The 19,342-nt window shown below is 69.2% G+C and carries 21 protein-coding genes and 1 pseudogene; 14 read left to right on the top strand and 8 right to left on the bottom strand.

The window, feature by feature from the left end:
• Window positions 1-264: 264 nt before the first annotated feature.
• On the bottom strand, window positions 265-549 hold the full coding sequence (locus Q0818_RS01625; protein ID WP_298870580.1) for a hypothetical protein: 285 nt from the start codon (window positions 547-549) through the stop codon (window positions 265-267).
• 45 nt (window positions 550-594) lie between these two features.
• On the opposite strand from Q0818_RS01625, the gene Q0818_RS01630 reads away from it, so the two are divergent.
• Entirely contained in the window at window positions 595-927 is a 333-nt protein-coding gene (locus Q0818_RS01630) for a hypothetical protein (RefSeq protein WP_298870582.1), read from the top strand.
• A 98-nt stretch (window positions 928-1,025) separates the two neighbouring features.
• Here Q0818_RS01630 and Q0818_RS01635 read toward each other — a convergent pair whose 3' ends face one another.
• Window positions 1,026-2,084: a DUF3800 domain-containing protein gene (locus Q0818_RS01635; RefSeq protein WP_298870586.1), complete on the bottom strand. Its 1,059-nt coding sequence runs from the start codon at window positions 2,082-2,084 to the stop codon at window positions 1,026-1,028.
• Window positions 2,085-2,206: 122 nt separating this feature from the next.
• On the opposite strand from Q0818_RS01635, the gene Q0818_RS01640 reads away from it, so the two are divergent.
• The 4 genes from Q0818_RS01640 (at window position 2,207) to Q0818_RS01655 (ending at window position 5,062) form a co-directional block, all read left to right on the top strand.
• Entirely contained in the window at window positions 2,207-3,061 is an 855-nt protein-coding gene (locus tag Q0818_RS01640; protein ID WP_298870588.1) for a DUF4062 domain-containing protein, read from the top strand.
• Window positions 3,062-3,082: 21 nt separating this feature from the next.
• The gene (locus tag Q0818_RS01645) at window positions 3,083-3,841 is read left to right on the top strand and encodes a hypothetical protein (protein ID WP_298870591.1); all 759 of its coding nucleotides are present in this window, start codon (window positions 3,083-3,085) and stop codon (window positions 3,839-3,841) included.
• Between the two features lie 250 nt (window positions 3,842-4,091).
• Window positions 4,092-4,412, top strand: a complete 321-nt coding sequence (locus tag Q0818_RS01650; protein ID WP_298870594.1) for a hypothetical protein — start codon at window positions 4,092-4,094, stop codon at window positions 4,410-4,412.
• 314 nt (window positions 4,413-4,726) lie between these two features.
• Entirely contained in the window at window positions 4,727-5,062 is a 336-nt protein-coding gene (locus tag Q0818_RS01655) for a potassium transporter Trk (protein WP_298870596.1), read from the top strand.
• 3 nt (window positions 5,063-5,065) lie between these two features.
• Here Q0818_RS01655 and Q0818_RS01660 read toward each other — a convergent pair whose 3' ends face one another.
• A complete protein-coding gene (locus Q0818_RS01660; RefSeq protein WP_298870600.1) occupies window positions 5,066-5,677 on the bottom strand; it encodes a zinc-binding alcohol dehydrogenase in 612 nt (203 codons plus the stop codon).
• Window positions 5,678-5,769: 92 nt separating this feature from the next.
• Between Q0818_RS01660 and purM the strand changes: the two genes are divergently transcribed.
• The 3 genes from purM to Q0818_RS01675 are packed head-to-tail and all read left to right on the top strand — an operon-like array spanning window position 5,770 to window position 9,608.
• Window positions 5,770-6,912, top strand: coding sequence for a phosphoribosylformylglycinamidine cyclo-ligase (gene purM / locus Q0818_RS01665; RefSeq protein WP_298870602.1), 1,143 nt, complete (start codon window positions 5,770-5,772; stop codon window positions 6,910-6,912).
• A 6-nt stretch (window positions 6,913-6,918) separates the two neighbouring features.
• Entirely contained in the window at window positions 6,919-8,394 is a 1,476-nt protein-coding gene (gene purF / locus Q0818_RS01670; RefSeq protein WP_298870605.1) for an amidophosphoribosyltransferase, read from the top strand.
• Window positions 8,391-9,608 carry a CynX/NimT family MFS transporter gene (locus tag Q0818_RS01675; RefSeq protein ID WP_298870608.1) on the top strand — a complete coding sequence of 406 codons (1,218 nt, stop codon included), beginning with the start codon at window positions 8,391-8,393 and terminating at the stop codon, window positions 9,606-9,608. Before purF ends, Q0818_RS01675 begins: the two co-directional genes overlap by 4 nt.
• Before the next feature lie 131 nt (window positions 9,609-9,739).
• Here the strand turns inward: Q0818_RS01675 and Q0818_RS01680 are convergent, their stop codons facing one another.
• Window positions 9,740-9,922 (bottom strand): DUF3073 family protein, encoded by a 183-nt coding sequence (locus tag Q0818_RS01680; protein ID WP_136586128.1) that lies wholly within the window; start codon window positions 9,920-9,922, stop codon window positions 9,740-9,742.
• A 176-nt stretch (window positions 9,923-10,098) separates the two neighbouring features.
• On the opposite strand from Q0818_RS01680, the gene Q0818_RS01685 reads away from it, so the two are divergent.
• The gene (locus Q0818_RS01685; protein ID WP_298870615.1) at window positions 10,099-10,614 is read left to right on the top strand and encodes a universal stress protein; all 516 of its coding nucleotides are present in this window, start codon (window positions 10,099-10,101) and stop codon (window positions 10,612-10,614) included.
• 4 nt (window positions 10,615-10,618) lie between these two features.
• Here the strand turns inward: Q0818_RS01685 and Q0818_RS01690 are convergent, their stop codons facing one another.
• The 3 genes from Q0818_RS01690 to Q0818_RS01700 all read right to left on the bottom strand — a co-directional run bounded on the left by Q0818_RS01690 (window position 10,619) and on the right by Q0818_RS01700 (window position 12,545).
• The gene (locus tag Q0818_RS01690) at window positions 10,619-11,224 is read right to left on the bottom strand and encodes a PadR family transcriptional regulator (RefSeq protein WP_298870618.1); all 606 of its coding nucleotides are present in this window, start codon (window positions 11,222-11,224) and stop codon (window positions 10,619-10,621) included.
• On the bottom strand, window positions 11,224-12,069 hold the full coding sequence (locus Q0818_RS01695; RefSeq protein WP_298870621.1) for a DUF4097 family beta strand repeat-containing protein: 846 nt from the start codon (window positions 12,067-12,069) through the stop codon (window positions 11,224-11,226). The genes Q0818_RS01690 and Q0818_RS01695 overlap by 1 nt, the downstream gene beginning before the upstream one ends.
• A 311-nt stretch (window positions 12,070-12,380) precedes the next feature.
• Window positions 12,381-12,545, bottom strand: coding sequence for a hypothetical protein (locus Q0818_RS01700; protein ID WP_298870623.1), 165 nt, complete (start codon window positions 12,543-12,545; stop codon window positions 12,381-12,383).
• 238 nt (window positions 12,546-12,783) lie between these two features.
• On the opposite strand from Q0818_RS01700, the gene Q0818_RS01705 reads away from it, so the two are divergent.
• The 5 genes from Q0818_RS01705 (at window position 12,784) to Q0818_RS01725 (ending at window position 18,150) form a co-directional block, all read left to right on the top strand.
• Window positions 12,784-13,053, top strand: coding sequence for a Rho termination factor N-terminal domain-containing protein (locus Q0818_RS01705; RefSeq protein WP_298870625.1), 270 nt, complete (start codon window positions 12,784-12,786; stop codon window positions 13,051-13,053).
• A gap of 5 nt (window positions 13,054-13,058) precedes the next feature.
• Entirely contained in the window at window positions 13,059-14,024 is a 966-nt protein-coding gene (locus Q0818_RS01710) for a DNA topoisomerase IB (protein ID WP_298870627.1), read from the top strand.
• 148 nt (window positions 14,025-14,172) lie between these two features.
• The gene (locus Q0818_RS01715; protein WP_298871682.1) at window positions 14,173-14,535 is read left to right on the top strand and encodes a CrcB family protein; all 363 of its coding nucleotides are present in this window, start codon (window positions 14,173-14,175) and stop codon (window positions 14,533-14,535) included.
• On the top strand, window positions 14,532-14,897 hold the full coding sequence (gene crcB, locus Q0818_RS01720) for a fluoride efflux transporter CrcB (RefSeq protein WP_298870632.1): 366 nt from the start codon (window positions 14,532-14,534) through the stop codon (window positions 14,895-14,897). Before Q0818_RS01715 ends, crcB begins: the two co-directional genes overlap by 4 nt.
• 82 nt (window positions 14,898-14,979) lie before the next feature.
• A complete protein-coding gene (locus tag Q0818_RS01725; RefSeq protein WP_298870634.1) occupies window positions 14,980-18,150 on the top strand; it encodes an efflux RND transporter permease subunit in 3,171 nt (1,056 codons plus the stop codon).
• Between the two features lie 565 nt (window positions 18,151-18,715).
• On the opposite strand, the pseudogene Q0818_RS01730 reads toward Q0818_RS01725, so the two are convergent.
• Window positions 18,716-19,339, bottom strand: a pseudogene (locus tag Q0818_RS01730) (DUF998 domain-containing protein); the annotation flags it as partial.
• Window positions 19,340-19,342: the final 3 nt, after the last annotated feature.

Here is a 19,342-nt window from a genome sequence, read left to right on the forward strand (position 1 = left end):
CCCCACCCTCGACGACGTCGCCAACCTCGTCCGCATCCTCGCCCTCACCACCCGCGACGACCAGCGCGCCGACACCAACCTCGTCCAGCCCGCCCTCCTGCAGCAGCTACGCGCCAACATCGTCCCCGACGGCGAGGGCGGACCCGGCGTGCGCGGCAAGCTCGCCAACGAACGCTCCCCCATCAACGCCGCAGCGTTCACCCCCTACGAGTTCGTCACCCGCAAGATCGGCGACCTCTACCGCCAGGCCACCAGCCGCACCCCCTACGGATCCCCAAGGAGATGCTCGTCGCCTGGTAGATCGCCCTCGCCGTCGGCAACGCCCACGACGCGCTCCTGCAGGCGCAGATCGACACCCTCCACAACCGCCTCGACGACTACCGCACCCGCATCATGGATCTTTTCCACCCGCCCGAGGGTGCCGAGATCTCCCACCCCTGCCCCGAATGTGACTGGCGACACGTCGCATGAGACAACCCCGAAGGCGCCGTCCGACAGGCCGCCCTCGTCGGATGGCACCGCCCATGGCGCAACGAACACGGCGTCCACTGCCGCAACTGCAACTGCAACACCACCTGGACTGGCGAAGACGCCATGCGCGCGCTCGCCACCGACCTCGGTATCGAGCCCGCCGCGCTCGAGGGCGAGAAGCCGGCCGAGGCGCCCTTCGACCGCGCGCCGTTGTACCTCTGCGCGATAACTTACGAGCAAGCCAACGGGTGGGCTCGCGAGCACGACGTGCCGCTCAAGCGGATCCAGCTGGCATCCGCCCCGATCGACCGCCTCCGCAAGACACACCGCCCCGTCATCGTCCACCGGCAAGACGCCTACAGCCCGGGCCCCCACAAGACCGCCCGCGTCAACGAAGCGATCCGCACCGCCGGCCTCGTCAACGCCATGAACGGCTACGAAGCCGATGGCTCCTGAAGACAGCGTGACCCGCCGTGCGTGCGCTGACTACCGTCGGCCTCGCCGGCGTGCTCGTCCTCACTGCGTGAACGAAGGAGACGCCAAGAGCCTCGGGATTACGCGTCGTTCAATACCGCACGCGCCTTTGCAGGATTTATCAGTTCGAGATTTGGCCAGATGCTCATCTTGCTCACGAGCGCCGCCACCTCTTCTGTCAGAGCGTGCGCCCCGCCAGACTCGGCCACAGCGCGCCCCAGGCCGGCCATCAAATCAGCCACCTGAACGCGCGCATCCAACTTGGAATCCACCAGAGTCACGTCGACCAACTCGACTCCTCGGCCGACGCGATGCGCCGCGACGATCTCCGGCGACGCGAGCGACTCCTTCATAGATTCGATGCGCTCCGGGGTGAGTTCCTTCGCAGCGTCGTGAACCACTTCGATCGGTCGCCCGGACATCTCAGCCCAGAGAATGACAGCCGAGCCGACGGCGGAGACCAGCGGGTCGAGGGCCCTCAATCGGTGATCAATCCCGTCACCAAGCTGCAGCTGCGAGTACGTCTTCAGGTGTTCGACCCCTTGATGGGCGATTGTCAGGAATCTGTCCGGCTCACCTGTCCAGGCGCCCAGCAGGTCGATGAAAGAGGCGTCTAGATTTCCTAGTTCGGTAGCTGAATCCGCAGCAGTCTTCGCTCGAAGGAATTGCTGCAGCGTCTGCAACAAGGTGTCCCAACGCTGGCCGTGCATCGCAGGTGCTGTGAAGAACAGCAGGTTCGCTCCAGCCAGCGCGGAACCGTCCTCATACATGTTCAAACCGTCTTCGTAAGCAGTCTCCTCGACCGTCATGTCGAAGAGCTTGGTCACCAGGAAGTAGCGCTTGTGCGTCAGATGAATGGAGGCCTGCCCCGCGACCGCGGGATGCTCGAGTAACCATCTCACCGTGGCTTCGTGCTTTGGCTGCAGGAAGGTCTTCGATTTGAGTTCCACACTCAAGCTTCCCGTCCGCTTTCGAACCTCGACCATAATCGCCGTAGCGTCAGCTTCGGACAGCGTCACGCTCGCGTGGGCAAAGACCGGTGAGCTGCCAGAGAGGAGATTCTCCCCATCGTTCCCCGATTCGTCGCACGCAATGACAAGCGGCGTGACAGCCGCTCCCCCACCACTCGTTGCAGTCATCGGCCCATAGTGGCACGCGACTTCCCGAAGACTAAGTCCGCGCCGAGCGCCTCGCCCGCCAAGTGATTGGGCTCTTGCCGCGGATAACCCGGTTAAGCGCTCGGAGTCGATACCTTGAGCGCATGTCGTATCACGCCACCGTCCTCCGCGTCATGATCGCTTCGCCTTCCGATGTTCCAGAAGCGCGCGATGCTGTCGAGCGAGCCCTCTACTCCTGGAACGCTTCTAACTCGCGCAACAAAAAGGTGGTGCTCGTGCCGTGGCGATGGGAGACCTCATCCGTGCCGGTACTCGGGGGACACCCCCAGGCGCTCATCAACGGGCAGGGCGTGGACGACTCCGACGTCGTCTTCGCCATGTTCGGCGGGCGCTTGGGTTCGCCAACTCCGGAAGCAATCTCGGGGACGGTCGAAGAGATCGACCGTGCCCTCGAGCTCGGCAAGCCCGTCCACCTCTACTTCTCGAACGGTCCGCTCCCACGAGACGTGGATCCCGCCCAACTCGCTGCACTGAACGACTTCAAACGAAGCATGCAAGAGCGAGGCATTTTGGGCGAGTTCAGCAACTCGGAGCAACTGAACCACGAGGTCTGGAAAGCTATCGAGCACGACCTTCAGAGCCTCAAGTTGGAGGACGCCCCTGCGGCCCCCACGAAGCCATCTGGTGTTGAGTTCATGGTCCAGCCGGACCAAGAACAGCAGCCCAACGGCTTCTCGAAGGCCGGCCGCCCCAGATATCGAACGCGACGTTGGTTGACGATCACCAACAGCGGCAACGTGGACGCACACGGGGTGACCTACGAGCAAGTGGGCGATTCAGGTCTGCTGCTGATGACGGCTGGCGAGCCGACCGTAGTGCACGCCGGGCAGACTCGACGAGTGAACTACGAGCTGTACGCCGGCGCCGAGAATCCCATCATGAGGATCAACTGGGTCGAGGCTGAAGAGTCACGCCATAAGGATTTCCACATCGGCTGACTTGCGTTCAACTCGACCCCCATGCCAACCCCCGCCCTCCTCGGCCCAAAGTCGATGCGCGCGCTCCACTTCGTGCACACGATGACCAACCATGGGCACACGCCGACCGCCCAGGAGATCAGATCTTTCGTCGACGCGCGCACCAACCGATGGGACTGGGATCCCCTTCGCGAAGAGCTGTCAAGGGACACCGTCGAGTATCTCCTCGACGCAGGCGTCCTCTTTCAAGACCGCGGCGTGGTCACGATGACTCCCGTCGGCCAGGCCATCCACAGCGCAGCGCTCGCCGCGGACGGTCCCGTCCCAGGCACGCCGATCGAGGTCGTCGGAAGACTGAATGACCCGTTCACCTACGCGGAGCTCTTGACCCGCGTGAATGACGTGCAAGACGCGATCGTAGTGGACCCATACCTTCCACCCGACGACCTACGTGCGTTGCTGCGCCTCGACAACATCCGTCGTGTACTTACTCTCGACCAACGTGCCGCAGGTCTCGATCGCGAGGACCGCCGGACCAAGCTCGGCATCGCCCTAGGGGCGCGTCCCGACGTGCAACTCCGTTTCGCGCGCTCTGCTGATCGCGAGCTGCACGACCGGCTGATAATGCCATCTGGCCAGGGAGATGCCATGATTCTGGGCACCTCGCTGGGAGGTACGCAGCTGACGGTCATCACACGAATGGGCTCCACTGCCACCGATGTCCTTCGCGATCACTACGAGAGGGTGTGGGAAGACGGCCAGACCTTAGAGCCAATCGGGCGTCATGAAAGTGACGTCTAAGCGCGCCCTGGGCGGTCCACTGCGACGAAATCGTGTGCGACATTTTCGGCACGCGGTGGAGGTGTTCCTCCCGCCAGATGAAGCCCCAGGCCTTTCGGCCTGGGGCTTCTTCCGTTTCACCGGGGCTCAGCCCGCGGCCTGGCGTGCCGGTCGAGGGTCCGGCGCGGCTGCCCCCGCGGCTCCTGGGTGGAGGCCGCGGGGCAACTCCACACCACCGGAGGCGCCAGTGGCCCGCGTCGATACGCGTCGCATGAAGGACCTTCGTGCGGAGTTCTTCGAGGAAGGTAAGCGGCTCGACGCCGCCGGGAATCCCGCCGCGAATTGCTGGCTCTGCCTGCTCCCCATCGACTACAGCGTGACGCCCAACAGCACGACCGACTCTCACAACCTCGACCATTACTACGTCGTGCGCGACTACCCCGAGCTGCAGGAGGATCCTGAGAACTTCCGGCACTCGCATCAGGGATGCAACAACGATCGAGGCGCCGAGGCGCCGCAGCCCGGCCTCGGCATCCCGAGCAGAGATTGGCTCGCGGCGGTCGCCTCACCCCATGCTCCCGGGCCGCCCTGAATGAATGAGCCGTGGCTCATAGCGACAGGCAACGCGGCGGGTTTCTCGTCGTCGATCGCAGGGGTAGGGGCGTTCGGATCCCACAGAGCTGGGCCCGACGGCCGCGTCATCGAACGGACCCTCGACGCCCGAGATGCCCCGCTTGTTCGCGCGAATCGCCGGGTCATCTCACGCGAAGCCGGTCTGTTCGCAGGCAGGCCCTCGCCCGCCGGAGGGCCACCGCCTGTGGAACCGCGCCCCACGCGGGGCGCGGGCGGTGCCTCGACGCCGAGAAAGCCGCCCCACGCGCGGCGCAGCGGTGGGACAATATGCATATGTCCGACCAGCCCGCATACGAGCGACCGGTGTACGTCCGCGACGACATCGAGACCGTCACGGTGCGCCGCGCTCCCAAGTACGGCGTCTTCCTGGCCGCGGGTGCCTTCCTCGGCATCCTCGTGGCCCTCATCCTCACGGTCGCCATCGACGGCAGCGACGTGAGCCCCTACACGCAGGTCGTGTACTCCCAGATGCAGGTCTTCGGCTTCACGGCGCTCATCTGCGTCGTGGTGGGCGTGGCGGTCGCCGCGATCGTCGCCCTCGTCTTCGAGCGCGTCCTCGGTCGACGCACCCGTCAGGTGACCGTCGACCACGAGCAGTTCGAGGTCTGACCCTCACGCCAGTTCGGCGATGATCGGGTGGATCGCGGTATCGAACGCGACCACGTCGCTGCGCAGTCCGTCGGTCACGGCGACCGTGAGCGAACCGATCCACCACACGCCCCGCTGAGCGAGCGGCAGAACCTGCACGTTCAGTTCGAAGGAGTGCGCCCGACGGCCGACGACGCGTTCGTGGGCCGCGATCGCACTCGCGTACGCGCGATACGACACCCCCGGGCGAGCGGCCGACTCCCGCGCGTAGCGATCGTGGGCGAGGCGGGCGAAGTCGACGGCGTCGTCGGCGTGCCGGCCGATCGCCCCGCGCAACGTCTCGGCACCCTCCACGGGAAGAGCGACGAGCGTGTCGAAGCCGTCGACCAGCTCGAGCGGCACCGGCGAGGGATGGGCCTGAGGTTCCACGGTCAGCGCCCAGTAGCTCCGCCACTCGCGCTCGAGCCGCTGCTGTGCGGCATCCGTCCGCTCGTCGATCAGGGGCGAGGGAACTCGGCGCAGCGCGGGAAGCTCCTCCGGAGAGCGGACGCCGAGCACCTGGCGCAGATAGAGCGCGACGAGCACCGGTTGCGCCGCGTCTTCGCGGATCACCCATTCCGGCTGGCCGCCCGTCATGGCGCAATTGTAAGGAGGCGGGACAGCGGGTGGGGCGGCCCTTGCGTCGGCCCCGGCGCACCCGCGCGTGTCACCCCGGGTAGTCTGTTGCGGTGGCCTCCGCTCCCCACGAAAACCCGTACTCCGCCGCAGGCGTCGATACCGCCGCCGGAGATCTCGCCGTCGAACTGATGAAGTCGGCCGTGCGTCGCACGCACGGGCCCGAGGTGCTCGGCGGGGTCGGCGGTTTCGCCGGTCTCTTCGACGCCTCCGCGCTCCGCGACTACGCCAAGCCCCTGCTCGCGACCAGCACCGACGGCGTCGGCACCAAGGTCGCGATCGCCCAGGCCATCGACAAGCACGACACGATCGGCGAAGACCTCGTCGGCATGGTCGTCGACGACATCGTCGTGGTGGGGGCGCGCCCGCTCTTCATGACCGACTACATCGCGTGCGGCAAGGTCGTGCCCCAGCGCATCGCCGACATCGTCGCGGGCATCGCGCGCGGCTGCGCCATGACGGGCACCGCTCTCGTCGGCGGCGAGACCGCGGAGCACCCCGGTCTGCTGGGCGTCGACGACTACGACGTCGCGGGAGCCGCGACGGGCGTCGTCGAGGCCGACCGCGTGCTGGGCGCCGAGCGCGTGAAGAACGGCGACGTCGTGCTGGCCCTCGCCTCGAGCGGCCTTCACTCCAACGGCTACTCGCTCGTGCGTCACATCATCACCGGAGCGGGCATCGCCTACGGCTCCGCCTCCGCCGAGCTCGGCTCGACGTGGGGCGAGGCGCTGCTCGAGCCGACGCGCCTGTACACCTCGCCGCTGCTGCGTCTGCTCGACGATGCGGCGGTGGGCTCCGGCATCCACTCGCTCAGCCACGTCACGGGCGGCGGCATCGCGGCCAACCTCGCACGCGTGCTGCCCCAGAACACGTGGGTCGACGTCGATCGCTCGACCTGGAGCCCCTCGCCGGTGTTCCGCGTGCTCGCCGACATCGGCGGACTCGACCTCACCGCGACCGAGGGCACGTGGAACCTCGGCATCGGCTTCCTCGCCGTCGTCGCCCCCGAGATCGCGGATGCCGCGACCGCGGCGCTGCAGGCCGATGGCATCGCCACCTGGCAGGTCGGCGTCGTACGCGACGACGCCCGGCCGGAGGGCGACTACGAACAGGGCGCGAAGGGCGTCGACGGCGGTGCCGTGCGTCTCGTCGGAACCTATGCGGATGCCGGTGCGCCGGCGAACGGAGCGATCTAACACCCCATGTGCGGCATCGTCGGCATGGCCGGGCAGGGCCCGGTCAACCAGGAGATCTACGACGCGCTCCTCCTCCTCCAGCACCGCGGACAGGACTCCACGGGCATGGCCACCGCCGAGTCGAGCGGCGTCTTCCACATCCACAAGGCCCGTGGTCAGGTGCGCGAGGCGTTCCGTACGCGCGACATGCGCGCGCTCCTCGGCGACATCGGCCTCGGTCACGTGCGCTACGCCACCAAGGGCACGGCATCCAACGAAGAAGAGGCGCAGCCCTTCTACGTCAACGCCCCCTACGGCATCGTGCTGGTGCACAACGGCAACCTGACCAACACGCGCGAGCTCACGCGCGAGCTGTTCAGCAAGGACCGTCGGCACCTCAACACCAGCAGCGACACCGAGCTGCTCGTGAACATCCTCGGCTCGGAGCTGCAGTCCGAGATCACCGGGCCCGACCTCGACCCCGCCCAGGTCTTCCGTGCCGTGAGCCGCGTGCACGAGCGCGTCGAGGGGTCGTACGCCTCGATCGCCCTCATCGCCGGGTACGGCCTGCTCGCCTTCCGCGACCCGTTCGGCATCCGTCCGCTCATCCTCGGTAAGCGCCCCGCGGCGCAGGTGCCCGGCGGCGAGCCGCGCGACGAGTGGATCGTCGCGTCCGAGTCGCTCGTGCTCGAGAACGGCGGCTTCGAGGTCGTGCGCGACGTCGAGCCCGGCGAGGCGGTCTTCATCGCCCTCGACGGCACGCTGCACGCCCAGCAGTGCGCCGAGAAGACGATGCTCGCGCCGTGCTCGTTCGAGTACGTCTACCTCGCGCGTCCCGACTCGGTCATGAACGGCGTCTCGGTCTACGAGACGCGCCTGCGTATGGGCGAGCGCCTGGCCGACACGGTCGCGAAGTACACTCCCGCGGGCGCCATCGACGTCGTCATGCCGATCCCCGATTCGGCGCGACCGGCCGCGATGCAGGTGGCCCGCAAGCTCGGCATCGAGTACCGCGAGGGCTTCTACAAGAACCGGTACGTCGGCCGCACGTTCATCATGCCCGGGCAGGCGGTGCGCAAGAAGAGCGTGCGCCAGAAGCTCAACGCGATGTCGACCGAGTTCCAGGGCAAGAACGTCCTCCTCGTCGACGACTCGATCGTGCGCGGCACGACGAGCCGCGAGATCATCCAGATGGCCCGGGATGCCGGGGCCAAGAGCGTGACGTTCGCCTCGGCGGCCCCGCCCGTGCGCTACCCCCACGTCTACGGCATCAACATGCCCTCGCGTCACGAGCTCGTCGCGCACGGCCGCACGATCCCCGAGATCGCGGAAGAGCTGGGCTGCGACTATCTGGTGTATCAGGAGGTCGACGACCTGAAGGCGGCGATCATGGAGGGTACCGACCTGGTCGACCTCGACATGAGCTGCTTCGATGGTCGGTACGTCACGGGCACCGTGTCGGAGGAGTACCTCGCCTGGGTCGAGGGCAGCCAGGAATCTTGACCCGCCGCGCGGCGGGGACGCTGGCACTGGCCGCCGCGGCCATCGTGCTGCTGGCGTTGACGCTGCGCATCGCGGTGGCGTCGCTGTCGCCGCTGCTGGTCGTCATCGGGCGCGACTTCGCTCTGCCGGCGGCGGTCGTGGGGCTCATCGGCATGGCCCCGCCCGTGGCCTTCGCGCTTTCGGGGATGGTCGCTCCCGCGATCGAGCGTCGGCTCGGTCTCGAGCGCAGCGTGCTGATCGCCGCCGTCGTCGCGGCGGTCATGCTGGCCCTGCGGGCGGCCTCTGTCGACGCGTGGACGTTGCTGGCGGCCACGGCCGGGGTGTTCGCGGCGGTGGGCGTGGCCAACGTGCTGATTCCCGCGGTCGTGAAGAAGTACTTCCCCGAGCGCATCGGCCTGATGACCACCGTGTACACGACCACCATGGCCGTGGCCACCTTCACCCCGCCCCTGGTCGCCGTCCCGCTGGCCGCGGCGGTGGGCTGGCGCGGCTCGTTCGTGACCTGGGCGGTCGTCGCGCTCGCGGCCGTCGTGCCGTGGATCGCGATGAGTCTGCGCGCGCGGGCCTCTCGGGCCGACCTCGTCGAGGAGCCGCGCACCTCGGTGCTGTCGCGCGTGGTGCGGGTGCCGCAGACCTGGGCGCTCGTGGTCACCTTCGCGGTGAACTCCTCGATCGCCTACGGCTTGTTCGCCTGGCTTCCGCCCCTGTTGATCGATGTGGCGGGAGTGGATGCCGCCGCGGCCGGCGGTCTGCTCGCGCTGTTCTCGTTCATGGGGCTGCCGGTGTCGCTCATCGTGCCCCTGCTCGTGCAGCGCATCGGCCGGACCACGCCGTTCTACGCCGCGGCCGTGATCTCGGGTCTGCTCGGAGCCGGCGGCCTGCTGTTCGCCCCCGAGGCGGCGACCGTGCTGTGGGTGGTGCTGATCGGCATCCCACCCCTGCTCTTCCCGATGGTGCTGGTGCTGTTCGGCCTGCGCACGCGCGCGCACGACACGGCGGTGGCCCTGAGCGGTCTCGTGCAGAGCGTCGGCTACGGCCTGGCGGCGCTGATGCCGCTCGCGATCGGTCTGACGCACGAGCTCACCGGCGGATGGACCGCGGCCCTCGTGCTGCTCGGAGCGGCCGTCGTCTGCGCCGTTCCGGCGGGCCTCGTCGTGGCGCGGCGCGAGACCATCGAAGACGCGTGGGAGCGCCGCACCGGTCGCACCTGGTGACGGACCGGCGCCCTCATGCCTGCCGACATGCGAACGGCGGTGACGATCACGTCACCGCCGTTCGACGTCGAGGGTCGGCGAAAAGCGCTGTCGCTCACTCGACGCGGAGGCGTCGGCGGGAGCGGAAGGCGTCAGGCCTTCTCGTCTTCGTATTCGTCGGCGTACTGGTCGGCCCACTTGTCGACGTAGGCGTCTTCACCCGCCGCGGGTGCGCCCAGCTCGCGCTCGAGTGCCGAGTAGTTCACCGAGTAGGTGTCGTACTTCAGCTCACGGGCGATCTTGGTGTTCTTCGCCTTCTGACGGCCACGCCCCATGCGAGACCCCCTCACGATCGACGTCGAGGGCCGCGTTGCGGGCCCTGCGTATTGCGGTTCCGGACCGAGCCGGTAAGAGTAACAGCCAGGATATCACGGCGCATTCCGGCCCAGCCGTCCGGGCCCACCGGCCGGCGGCCGCGGGGTGGTCGGCGCCCGTGTCGAGAGGAGCAGGCATGACCGATCAGTCCCCTTCGCCCGTCGCCGCGGGAGCGGTGATCGCCGGGGTCGTTCCCGGGCAGTCGCCGCGGGTCGTGCGCGAGGCCGCGCGCTACGCCGCGCTCGCGAAAGCACCTCTCGTCATCGTGCACGTCGACACGACCCGCTTCGTCGCGTTCGAAGACCCCGACGGCTACGTCCACTCGTCCACGGTCGACGTGGCGGGGGCGGCGTCGAAGGCGGCGCTCGACGAGGTGCGCCAGGCGGCCACCGCAGCCTTGGCCGGCGAGGAGGTGAGCTGGAGCGTGCGTCAGGAGATCGGCGACCCCGCGCTCGCGCTGATCCACCTCGCCGACCAGATCGAGGCGTCGCTCCTCGTCGTGGGTACGCGCAAGCGCGGCCTGGGCGAGTCGCTGCGGGAGTTCCTCACCGGGTCGGTCGCGGCGCGGCTGACGCATCGCCAGCGCCGGCCGGTGCTCGTGGTCCCGTTGGGGGAGCCGGCCGGCGCCGACGATCAGCTGCCGTGGGAGTGAGGCTCTAGCCGCGCAGTGCGTGGGCGACGGCGTCCGACGCGCGTCGCAGCGCCTCCTCGATCCCGTCGACCCCGGATGCCGACAGTTCGCCGCCGCGGGCGACGTGCGCGCGGAGCTCCGAACGCACCCGGCCGCGGAACTCGGTGATCGCCGCATCGGCGCGCGACAGCTGCTCGCGACTGCGCGAGCGGGCGTCGTCGGCGGGGGTCGCTCGCGCCTGTTCGCGTTCCTCTCGGGACGCGGCGGCGAGGTCGGCCCGCAGGCTCCGCATCGCGTCGCGCACGCTGCCGCGTACCTCGTCGGCGATGAGGCGCACACTGTCGGCGAGTCCGGCCTGGATTCCCTCCAGATCGCCCGAGCGCTCCGCGACCTCGGCTCGTCCGGCATCCGTGATCTCGTAGACGGTCTTGCGGCCGTCGACGGACTTGGTCACCAGACCCTCTTCTTCGAGCTTCGACAGGCGCGGATAGATGGTGCCGGCGGACGGCGAGTACGTGCCTCCGGTCCGCTCCGAGAGGGCCTGCATGAGGTCGTAGCCGTGGCGGGGTGCCTCATCGAGCAGGCTGAGGATGTACAGGCGCAGATCGCCGTGGGAGAAGACGGGGGGCATCACCACTCCTCCTCTCCGGCGAGTTCCTCGGGGCGGAGACCGGAGATGCCGCGGCGCAGCACCGTGATCTCTCCCGAGACGGTGTTGGCGCGCACGTCGACGAACTGTCCGGCCAACGTGCCCGTCGAACCGGTGTAGTTGGTGGGGCCCTTGCCCGAGCGGACGGACCCGTCGATCTGCACGCGGCCGCTCACCGAGCGCGACACGTAGTTCGCGGGGAGCGAGCGATCGAGGCGGATGGTCGCGGTGCCGCTGACGGAGTTCAGCGAGATCGACTGCGTCGGACCGGTGGAGTCGACGAGCATCGCGCCGGAGACCGTGTCGATGGAGGCCTTCGTGATGCGGCCGGTGGCGGCGACGTCGCCCGAAACGCTGTTGGCGCTCAGTGCACCGTCGAGCTCGCGCACCTGGAGGTCGCCCGAGACGGCGTTGAGGTCGACGTCGCCCTCCAGGCCGTCGACGATGATGTCGCCCGACACGGTGTTCAGGCGCACGTCGCTACGCAGACCCGCGACCAGCGCGCTGGCGCTGACCACGCCGAGCGTGAGGGCGACGGTGCGCGGCACGGCGACGCTGATCTCGGCCCGGGGGCCGCCCGCGCCGAAGTTGCGGAACACCTCGAGGAAGTTGTCCCACCGCAGCTGGGGGTGGTCGATCTCGAGGCGGTCGTCGACCATCTCGATGCGGAGGTCTTTGACGGTGACGCCGTGCACCTCGATGCGGGCATCGGTCTCGTCATGGGCGATGACGTCGATCTGCCCTCCGACGAGGCCGATCTTGAGCTCGCGCAGGGCTGCGACGTCGATGACGCGCGTCTCACCGGGATGGACGATCCATTTCTCCATGGGGGGTTCTCCTCACTCGCGATATATCGCGTTAAGTCGAGTATCGCGATATATCGCGAGTTCGTCAACCCCGGCGGAGCCGAGTGGGTTCCGGTGGCTTCGACAGGCTCAGCCACCTGGGTGCGAGGGTGCCGGTGGCTTCGGCGGGCTCAGCCGCCATGAAGCGGAGGTCCCTGAGCCTGTCGAAGGGACCGCGACGGGCGGAGACGACGGATGCCACGCCCTCGATGAGGACGTGGCATCCGGGGCGGGAGAACCCGCCGGGAGTCGAGGGCGACGCGCACCCGAAACGCGTCGCCTGCTCGATGGGGTCAGACGGGCTTGCGTCCGCTGATGAGGCGGAACAGCAGCACGATGAGGGCGATAAGGCCGACGATGATGGCGATCCACAGCAGGAAGTTGGCCGCCTGGCCGAGTCCGCTGAAGATGGCGATGACGATCGCGGCGACGATGATGATGATCAGGAAGATGTTCATTGGGGGGCTCCTTCTTCCCCGCGCGCGGGCGCGGGACCTGGCGAGGTGGTCCACCCGCTCCGCTCTGCGACGAGCGCAGCACGCAACGGGGGCTGAGTTCCACGGTGCCACCGACGAGGGTCTCGGTCAGCGGGGTTGACGCTGCGCGAAACCGGCTGTTACCCGCGCGGATGTCAACCCGCGGACGCCGGGATGCGCGCGCCCGTAGCGTCGGATTCCCCGACGGAAGGAGCCGATCATGCCCCAGGGACGAGGGTCCAACAGCCTCAAGGATCCCGAGATGTACGAGGAGCTGCGAAAGCAGGGCGACTCGAAGGAGAAGGCGGCCCGCATCTCGAATGCCGCCGCGGCGCAGGGACGCGACACCATCGGGGAGAAGGGCGGGCACGCCGAGGATTACGAGGACCGCACCGTCGACGAGCTGAAGAAGCGCGCGAAGGAACTCGGCATCACCGGATACTCCGGCAAGAAGAAGGCGGAGCTGATCGACATGCTCCGCTCCCACTGACGCGCATGGCGCGGTTCATCCGCGTCCGGCCTTACGAGGATCCGGGTTACCGCCGGGTGCGCTCGGGGTCGGGATTCCGGTTCGTCGACCACACCGGCGCCGCGATCTCCGAACGCGATGCCGAGCGTGCGCGCGGTCTCGTCATCCCGCCCGCGTGGCGCGAGGTGTGGATCGCGCGGGAGCCCAACGCGCACATCCAGGCCGTCGGCACCGACGAAGCCGGCCGGCGCCAGTACACGTACCACGCCGACTGGTCGAAGCGGCAGGACAAGGGCAAGTTCTCGCGCGCGCTGCAGCTCGCCGAGACCCTGCCGCGCGCACGCGCACGGGTGACGCAATCGCTGCGCCGGAGCGACATCGACCGCGAGCGCGTGCTGGCGGTGTCGTTCCGGTTGCTGGATCTCGTCGCACCGCGCGTCGGCAACGCGCGCTACTTCGTCACCAACGGCAGTCGCGGGCTCACCACGCTCCAGCGCAGGGACGCCACGATCGAGGGCGATCTCATCCGGCTGTCGTTCCCGGCCAAGAGCGGCAAGCGCGCCGACCTGCGCGTGCACGACGCCGAACTGGCATCCCTCATCGAAGAACTCGCGCTCGGACGCTCGCGCGCGGCGCTGCTGAGCTACAAGCGCGGACGCCGACGTGTGCCGCTGACGCCGGGCGACGTCAACGCCTACGTGCGCTCGCTGACCGGCGGTCCGTTCAGCGCGAAGGACTTCCGCACCCTGCGCGGCACGATCCTCGCCGCCGAATCGCTGGCGAAGGCCGGAGCCGTGGGCGGCAAGAACGAGCGCAAGAAGGCCGAGCTCGCCGCCGTCCGCTGCACCGCCGAGGCCCTCGGCAACACCCCGGCGGTCGCGCGGGCGAGCTACATCGATCCCCGGGTCTTCTCGCTGTACCGCAAGGGTCGCACGATGGACCTGGGGGGATCGAAGGATGCCGCGATCCGGCGCCTGATCCTCGGAGAGTGACGGCGTCGGCCCGTGCGGCCCGGCGGGTCCGCGCGTCCGGAGCGCCGGGGGCATTCCGAGGGCCATCCGCGTGCCGTGGCTGCCCGATCGCGAGGGGACCTCGGGGGAGCGGTTCCTCGTGCTCGCGGCGTAGGGTGGCGCGGTGAGCATGTGGCGTGACGCGGTCCTCGTCGCCGTGGGCGGTGCGATCGGCACCGCCGCCCGCGCGGGGCTCACCCTCGCGCTCGGCGACGACCTCGGTTCGGCTCTCGTGCCGATCATCAACGTCGTGGGGGCGTTCGCGATCGGCATCCTGTTCGGATGGCGGGCCCGGATGCCGGAGTCCTCGCGCGCACAACGGGTGCAGCTCTTCGTCGGCACGGGTGTGCTGGGCGGCTTCACCACCTACAGCGCGCTCGCCGTGGAGTCGGCCGATCTCGCCCTGCTGTGGTGGGGCGTGGCCACGGTGGTCGTCGGGACCGCGGCCGCCTGGGGTGGCGTGCTGCTCGGGCGCGGGGGGCGCGTACGGTGACCCCGCTGGTCTTCCTCGTGGTCGCCCTCGCCGGCGGCGTCGGCGCGGCGCTGCGCTACCTCCTCGACCTCGCGATCCGCCGCCGCACGGGGGAGCGGTTCCCCTGGGGCATCCTGGTCGTCAATCTCACCGGGGCGCTGGTGCTCGGCATCCTGAGTCCCCTTCCCGCCGACGAAGCCTGGCGGTGGATCCTGGGAACGGGTCTGCTCGGCGGGTACACGACCTTCAGCGCGGTCGCGGTGACCACCGCCCTGCTGGCCGAGGAGGGGCGCACCCGGGCGGCGGTGTCGTACGCCGTGCTCTCGTTCGTGGGTTCGGTGGTGGCCGCGGCGGTGGGACTCACGGTGGGCTCGCTGCTCTGACCCGCGCCCGAGCGCGGAGCGGCGTGGGATACTGGGCGTTCGATACATCCCTGTATCGAGTGGTGATCCCGGAGGGTCCTTCGTGTCGTACCTGGCCGTTCTGAGCCTGAAGAACCGTGCCCTCATCGCCCTGGTGACGATCGTCGCGGCGATCTTCGGCGGGCTCGCGTTGACGAGCCTGAAGCAGGAGCTCATCCCCTCGATCGAGTTCCCCCAGCTCGCGATCGTCACGACCTACCCGGGCGCCTCTCCCGAGGTGGTCGAGGCCGACGTGTCCACCCCCATCGAGAGCGCGATCCGCGGTGTCGACGGCCTCGAGTCGACCACCGCGACGAGCACGACGAACTCGTCGATCGTGTCGGCCTCGTTCACGTACGGCACCGACCTGGCGGCGGCGCAGCAGAAGATCCTCGCCGCCATCGCCCGCATCAACGACCAGCTGCCCGAGTCGGCCGACACGACCGTCGCCTCCGCCAGCATCGACGACTTCCCCGTCATCCAGCTCGCCGTCACCGGCTTCACCGACGCGCAGGCCACGCAGTCGATCCTGCAGACGAGCGTCATCCCCGACCTCGAAGACGTCGACGGCGTCAACGGCGCCCAGATCGTCGGCGGCACAGGCCAGCGCGTCACCATCACCCCCGACACGACGAAGCTCGGCGAGCGTGGCTTCAGCCAGCAGGCGATCACCGACGCCCTCGACGCGAACGGCGTGCTCTTCCCCGGCGGCTCGCTCACCGAGGGCGATCAGACCCTCACCGTGCAGACGGGCACCAAGCTCACGAGCGTCGACGAGATCGCCGCGCTTCCGCTCGTGCCCACGGATGCCGCGCAGTTCCAGGCGGGGCAGACGACCATCGCCGACGTCGCCACCGTCGAGTTGCAGGCCGATCCCGTCACGACCCTCTCGCGCGTCGACGGACAGCCCGCCCTCACCATCGCCGTGACCAAGCTCCCCGCCGCCAACACCGTCGACGTCTCCCGCGGCGTGCTCGCGGCGCTCCCCGGCCTCGAGTCGACGCTGGGCCAGGGCGCCACCTTCACGGTGGTGTTCGATCAGGCGCCGTTCGTGACGCAGTCCATCGAGGCGCTCGCCCAGGAGGGCCTGCTGGGCCTGGTGTTCGCGGTCGTGATCATTCTGATCTTCCTGATGTCGGTGCGATCCACGCTCGTCACGGCCATCTCGATCCCCACAAGCGTGCTCATCACCTTCGTCGGGCTGCAGGCCTTCGGGTACTCGCTCAACATCCTCACGCTCGGCGCCCTGACGATCGCCATCGGCCGCGTCGTCGACGACTCCATCGTCGTCATCGAGAACATCAAGCGTCACTACGTCGGCGACGCCGAGAAGATCCCCACGATCATTCGGGCGGTGCGCGAGGTTGCGGCCGCCATCACGGCATCCACGATCACCTCCGTCGCGGTGTTCCTGCCGATCGCGTTCGTCGGCGACGTCACCGGCGAGCTGTTCCGCCCGTTCTCGCTCACCGTGACCATCGCGATGGCGGCGTCCCTGCTCGTCTCGCTGACGATCGTGCCCGTGCTGGCGTCGTGGTTCCTCAAGCCCGGCAAGGTCGTGCGCGACGCCGAGGGCAACGCGATCGACCCCGAGGCCGCGGACGCGCCCCCGACCCGTCTGCAGAAGGCGTACGTTCCGGTGCTGAGCTGGACGCTGAAGCACTCGTGGGTCACCCTCGGCCTCGCCGTGCTCGTGCTCGGCGGCACCCTCGCGTCCGTTCCCCTGCTCAAGACCGACTTCCTCGGCGACTCGGGCCAGAACACCTTCACCGTCACGCAGAGGATCGGCTCCGCCCCGAGCCTGGATGCCGAGGATGCGGCCGCGCAGAAGGTCGAGGCGGTGCTGCTCGAGACCGAGGGCGTCCAGACCGTGCAGACCTCGATCGGCTCGAGCGGATCGGCGCTGCGCGACGCGTTCTCGGGCGGCGGTTCGGGGATCACGTACTCGATCACGTCGCAGTCGGGCACCGACCAGGTGGAGCTGCGCGAACGCGTGCGCACCGAGCTCGAGAAGCTCACGGATGCCGGCGAGATCGAGGTGGCCGCCTCCGGCGGCGGCTTCGGCTCCACCGACATCACCGTCGACGTGACCGCGGCCGAGGGGCAGTCGCTGCAGCAGGCCAACGACGCGGTCGTGGCGCAGCTGCAGGGCGAAGACGGAATCGGCCAGGTCACCAGCAGCCTCTCGGCCTCCCTCCCCTTCGTGTCGGTGCGCGTCGACCGCGACGCCGCCGCCGAGCGGGGGCTGTCGGAGCGCACGGTCGGCGCCCTCGTCTCTGGCGCCCAGCAGCCTCGCCAGGCCGGCACGGTCGAGATCGACGGTCGCGGCGTCACGGTGTACCTCGCCACGGCCAACCCGCCGCAGACCATCGACGACCTGCGCGCCCTCGAGATCCCCAGCGCCCGAGGGAATGTGCGCCTCGACGAGATCGCCACGGTGGAGCAGAGCCAGACGCCGCCCTCGATCACCACCGCGCGGGGACTGCGCACGGCATCCATCACCGTCACGCCCACCTCCGACGACCTCGGCAGCTCCTCGGCCGCCGTCACCCGGGCCCTCGCCGACGTGCAGCTGCCCGAGGGCGCCGACGCGAAGGTGGGCGGCGTGGTCACCGATCAGCAGGACGCGTTCGGACAGCTCGGTCTCGCCCTGCTGGCCGCCATCCTCATCGTGTACGTCGTGATGGTCGCGACCTTCAAGTCGCTCCGCCAGCCCCTCGAACTGCTCGTGTCGGTGCCGTTCGCCGCGACCGGCGCCATCCTGCTGCTGCTGATCACGGGCGTGCCGCTCGGGGTCGCCGGCATGATCGGCGCGCTGATGCTCGTGGGCATCGTGGTGACGAACGCGATCGTGCTGATCGACCTCGTCAACCAGTACCGCGCCCGCGGGCTCAGCGTCCACGACGCCACGATCGTCGGTGGGGCGCGACGCCTCCGGCCGATCCTGATGACGGCGCTCGCCGCGATCTTCGCGCTCGTGCCGATGGCCCTCGGCATCACCGGTCACGGCGGGTTCATCTCGCAACCGCTCGCGGTCGTCGTGATCGGCGGTCTCGTGTCGTCGACGTTCCTGACGCTGCTGGTGCTGCCGACGCTCTACAACCTCATCGAAGGAGCGAGCGAACGGCGCCGGGCGCGGCGTGCCGAGCGCGACGAGGCTGGGTCCGCGTCGTCGGCCGCGATTGCGGACGACGGCCACCCGTTGAGCCGACGCGAGCTGCGCGAGAAGCACTGACGGCACGCGAGCCCGCGTCGGGCGTCGCGGCGGCTCGTCCGTGGCGCGGCCCGCACCCGGTCGCGTGACCGATGGTGTCGGGGCGTGCGGCGGATGCCGCGGTGCCCCGCGCCGGACGAGGAGTCGCCGTCATCGCGGCATCGCGGTGCGCCTTCGCGCGCGGGGAGGTCGGCGCGTCAGCGCTGATCGGGGTCGACGCCTCGAGGATTCCGTGTGCCCGCGCTGCCGCTGTCGACCGGCGAGCGTCGGGGAGGGACGTGACGGGCGAAGCGGTGGACCGGCGTGCTGCGCCGAGGGGCGAGAGCGGTAGGGCGGCCCGGTCGGCGAGCAGCGCGAGCGCGGCGATGCGGCGCGCAGTGCGACCGGGGCCGCTGACGCGCGGGGCGCGGGTGCGCGGCGCGGGCGACCCGGCGATCGTGGTGGCGGCGACCGTGGAGGAGGAGGCCAGGCTGCGGCGGCGCGCACGGCGAGGCGCGACGTGCGCCGACGAGCGCGGGGATCCGGCGGGCGCGGGAGCGGTGGTGCGCGATGCGGCGCCGGCGAGAACGTGCGTGAACATTCCCGACCAGGCGAACATCGCGGTGCACGAGATGGTCTCGAAAAGGGCGAGATTGATCGTGGCCGAGACGAAGAGCGCGATCGAGATGATCAACCACACGGTGGCGATGGCGGTGCTCAGCGCCATGCGCTTTCCGAGGCGGTTGAACATGATCGGAGCGCTGATCAGGAGAGCGAGGAATCCGAGCACCATCGAGCCTGCGACACGGTCGTGGAGGTCTTTGTCGGTGTTGAGAGGAATGCAGCCGACGAGGGCGAGATTGACGCCGACGACATTCAGGCAGATGAATGCCACGGTCGCCGCCCCGCGGCGCACCGGGCCCCGCCCGAGTCGACGGACGTCGCGGCGCACGCAGAACGCGAACACGACGACGATGAGGCCGCTCACCTTCAGCGTGGTGTTGAAGAACGCGCTCGAGAGGTCGCCGAAGATCCCGAGCTGGCTGAAGTGCAGCTGCCACCACAGCGGGTCGCTCGTCGTCGCGATCGCCAGCAGCAGGCCGGTGACGAGCACGGTCAGGGCGGCGGCGCCGACGTGCAGCGACGGGAGGGTGCGCAGACGGCGGGTGAGGCCGGTCAGGTGCGTCGTCGACGGGGAGAAGGGGACGGCGGAGCGGAGCGCGCTGCTCATGAT

It is taken from the genome of uncultured Microbacterium sp. (assembly GCF_947489255.1).
Lineage (GTDB): Bacteria > Actinomycetota > Actinomycetes > Actinomycetales > Microbacteriaceae > Microbacterium > Microbacterium phycohabitans.

Coding starts and splice junctions, on each gene's coding strand:
- Q0818_RS01630 (WP_298870582.1), top strand. CDS start 595: ATGCGCGCGCTCGCCACCGACCTCGGTATCGAGCCCGCCGCGCTCGAG.
- Q0818_RS01635 (WP_298870586.1), bottom strand. CDS start 2,084: ATGACTGCAACGAGTGGTGGGGGAGCGGCTGTCACGCCGCTTGTCATT.
- Q0818_RS01640 (WP_298870588.1), top strand. CDS start 2,207: ATGTCGTATCACGCCACCGTCCTCCGCGTCATGATCGCTTCGCCTTCC.
- Q0818_RS01645 (WP_298870591.1), top strand. CDS start 3,083: ATGCCAACCCCCGCCCTCCTCGGCCCAAAGTCGATGCGCGCGCTCCAC.
- Q0818_RS01650 (WP_298870594.1), top strand. CDS start 4,092: ATGAAGGACCTTCGTGCGGAGTTCTTCGAGGAAGGTAAGCGGCTCGAC.
- Q0818_RS01655 (WP_298870596.1), top strand. CDS start 4,727: ATGTCCGACCAGCCCGCATACGAGCGACCGGTGTACGTCCGCGACGAC.
- Q0818_RS01660 (WP_298870600.1), bottom strand. CDS start 5,677: ATGACGGGCGGCCAGCCGGAATGGGTGATCCGCGAAGACGCGGCGCAA.
- purF (WP_298870605.1), top strand. CDS start 6,919: ATGTGCGGCATCGTCGGCATGGCCGGGCAGGGCCCGGTCAACCAGGAG.
- Q0818_RS01680 (WP_136586128.1), bottom strand. CDS start 9,922: ATGGGGCGTGGCCGTCAGAAGGCGAAGAACACCAAGATCGCCCGTGAG.
- Q0818_RS01685 (WP_298870615.1), top strand. CDS start 10,099: ATGACCGATCAGTCCCCTTCGCCCGTCGCCGCGGGAGCGGTGATCGCC.
- Q0818_RS01690 (WP_298870618.1), bottom strand. CDS start 11,224: ATGCCCCCCGTCTTCTCCCACGGCGATCTGCGCCTGTACATCCTCAGC.
- Q0818_RS01695 (WP_298870621.1), bottom strand. CDS start 12,069: ATGGAGAAATGGATCGTCCATCCCGGTGAGACGCGCGTCATCGACGTC.
- Q0818_RS01700 (WP_298870623.1), bottom strand. CDS start 12,545: ATGAACATCTTCCTGATCATCATCATCGTCGCCGCGATCGTCATCGCC.
- Q0818_RS01705 (WP_298870625.1), top strand. CDS start 12,784: ATGCCCCAGGGACGAGGGTCCAACAGCCTCAAGGATCCCGAGATGTAC.
- Q0818_RS01710 (WP_298870627.1), top strand. CDS start 13,059: ATGGCGCGGTTCATCCGCGTCCGGCCTTACGAGGATCCGGGTTACCGC.
- Q0818_RS01715 (WP_298871682.1), top strand. CDS start 14,173: ATGTGGCGTGACGCGGTCCTCGTCGCCGTGGGCGGTGCGATCGGCACC.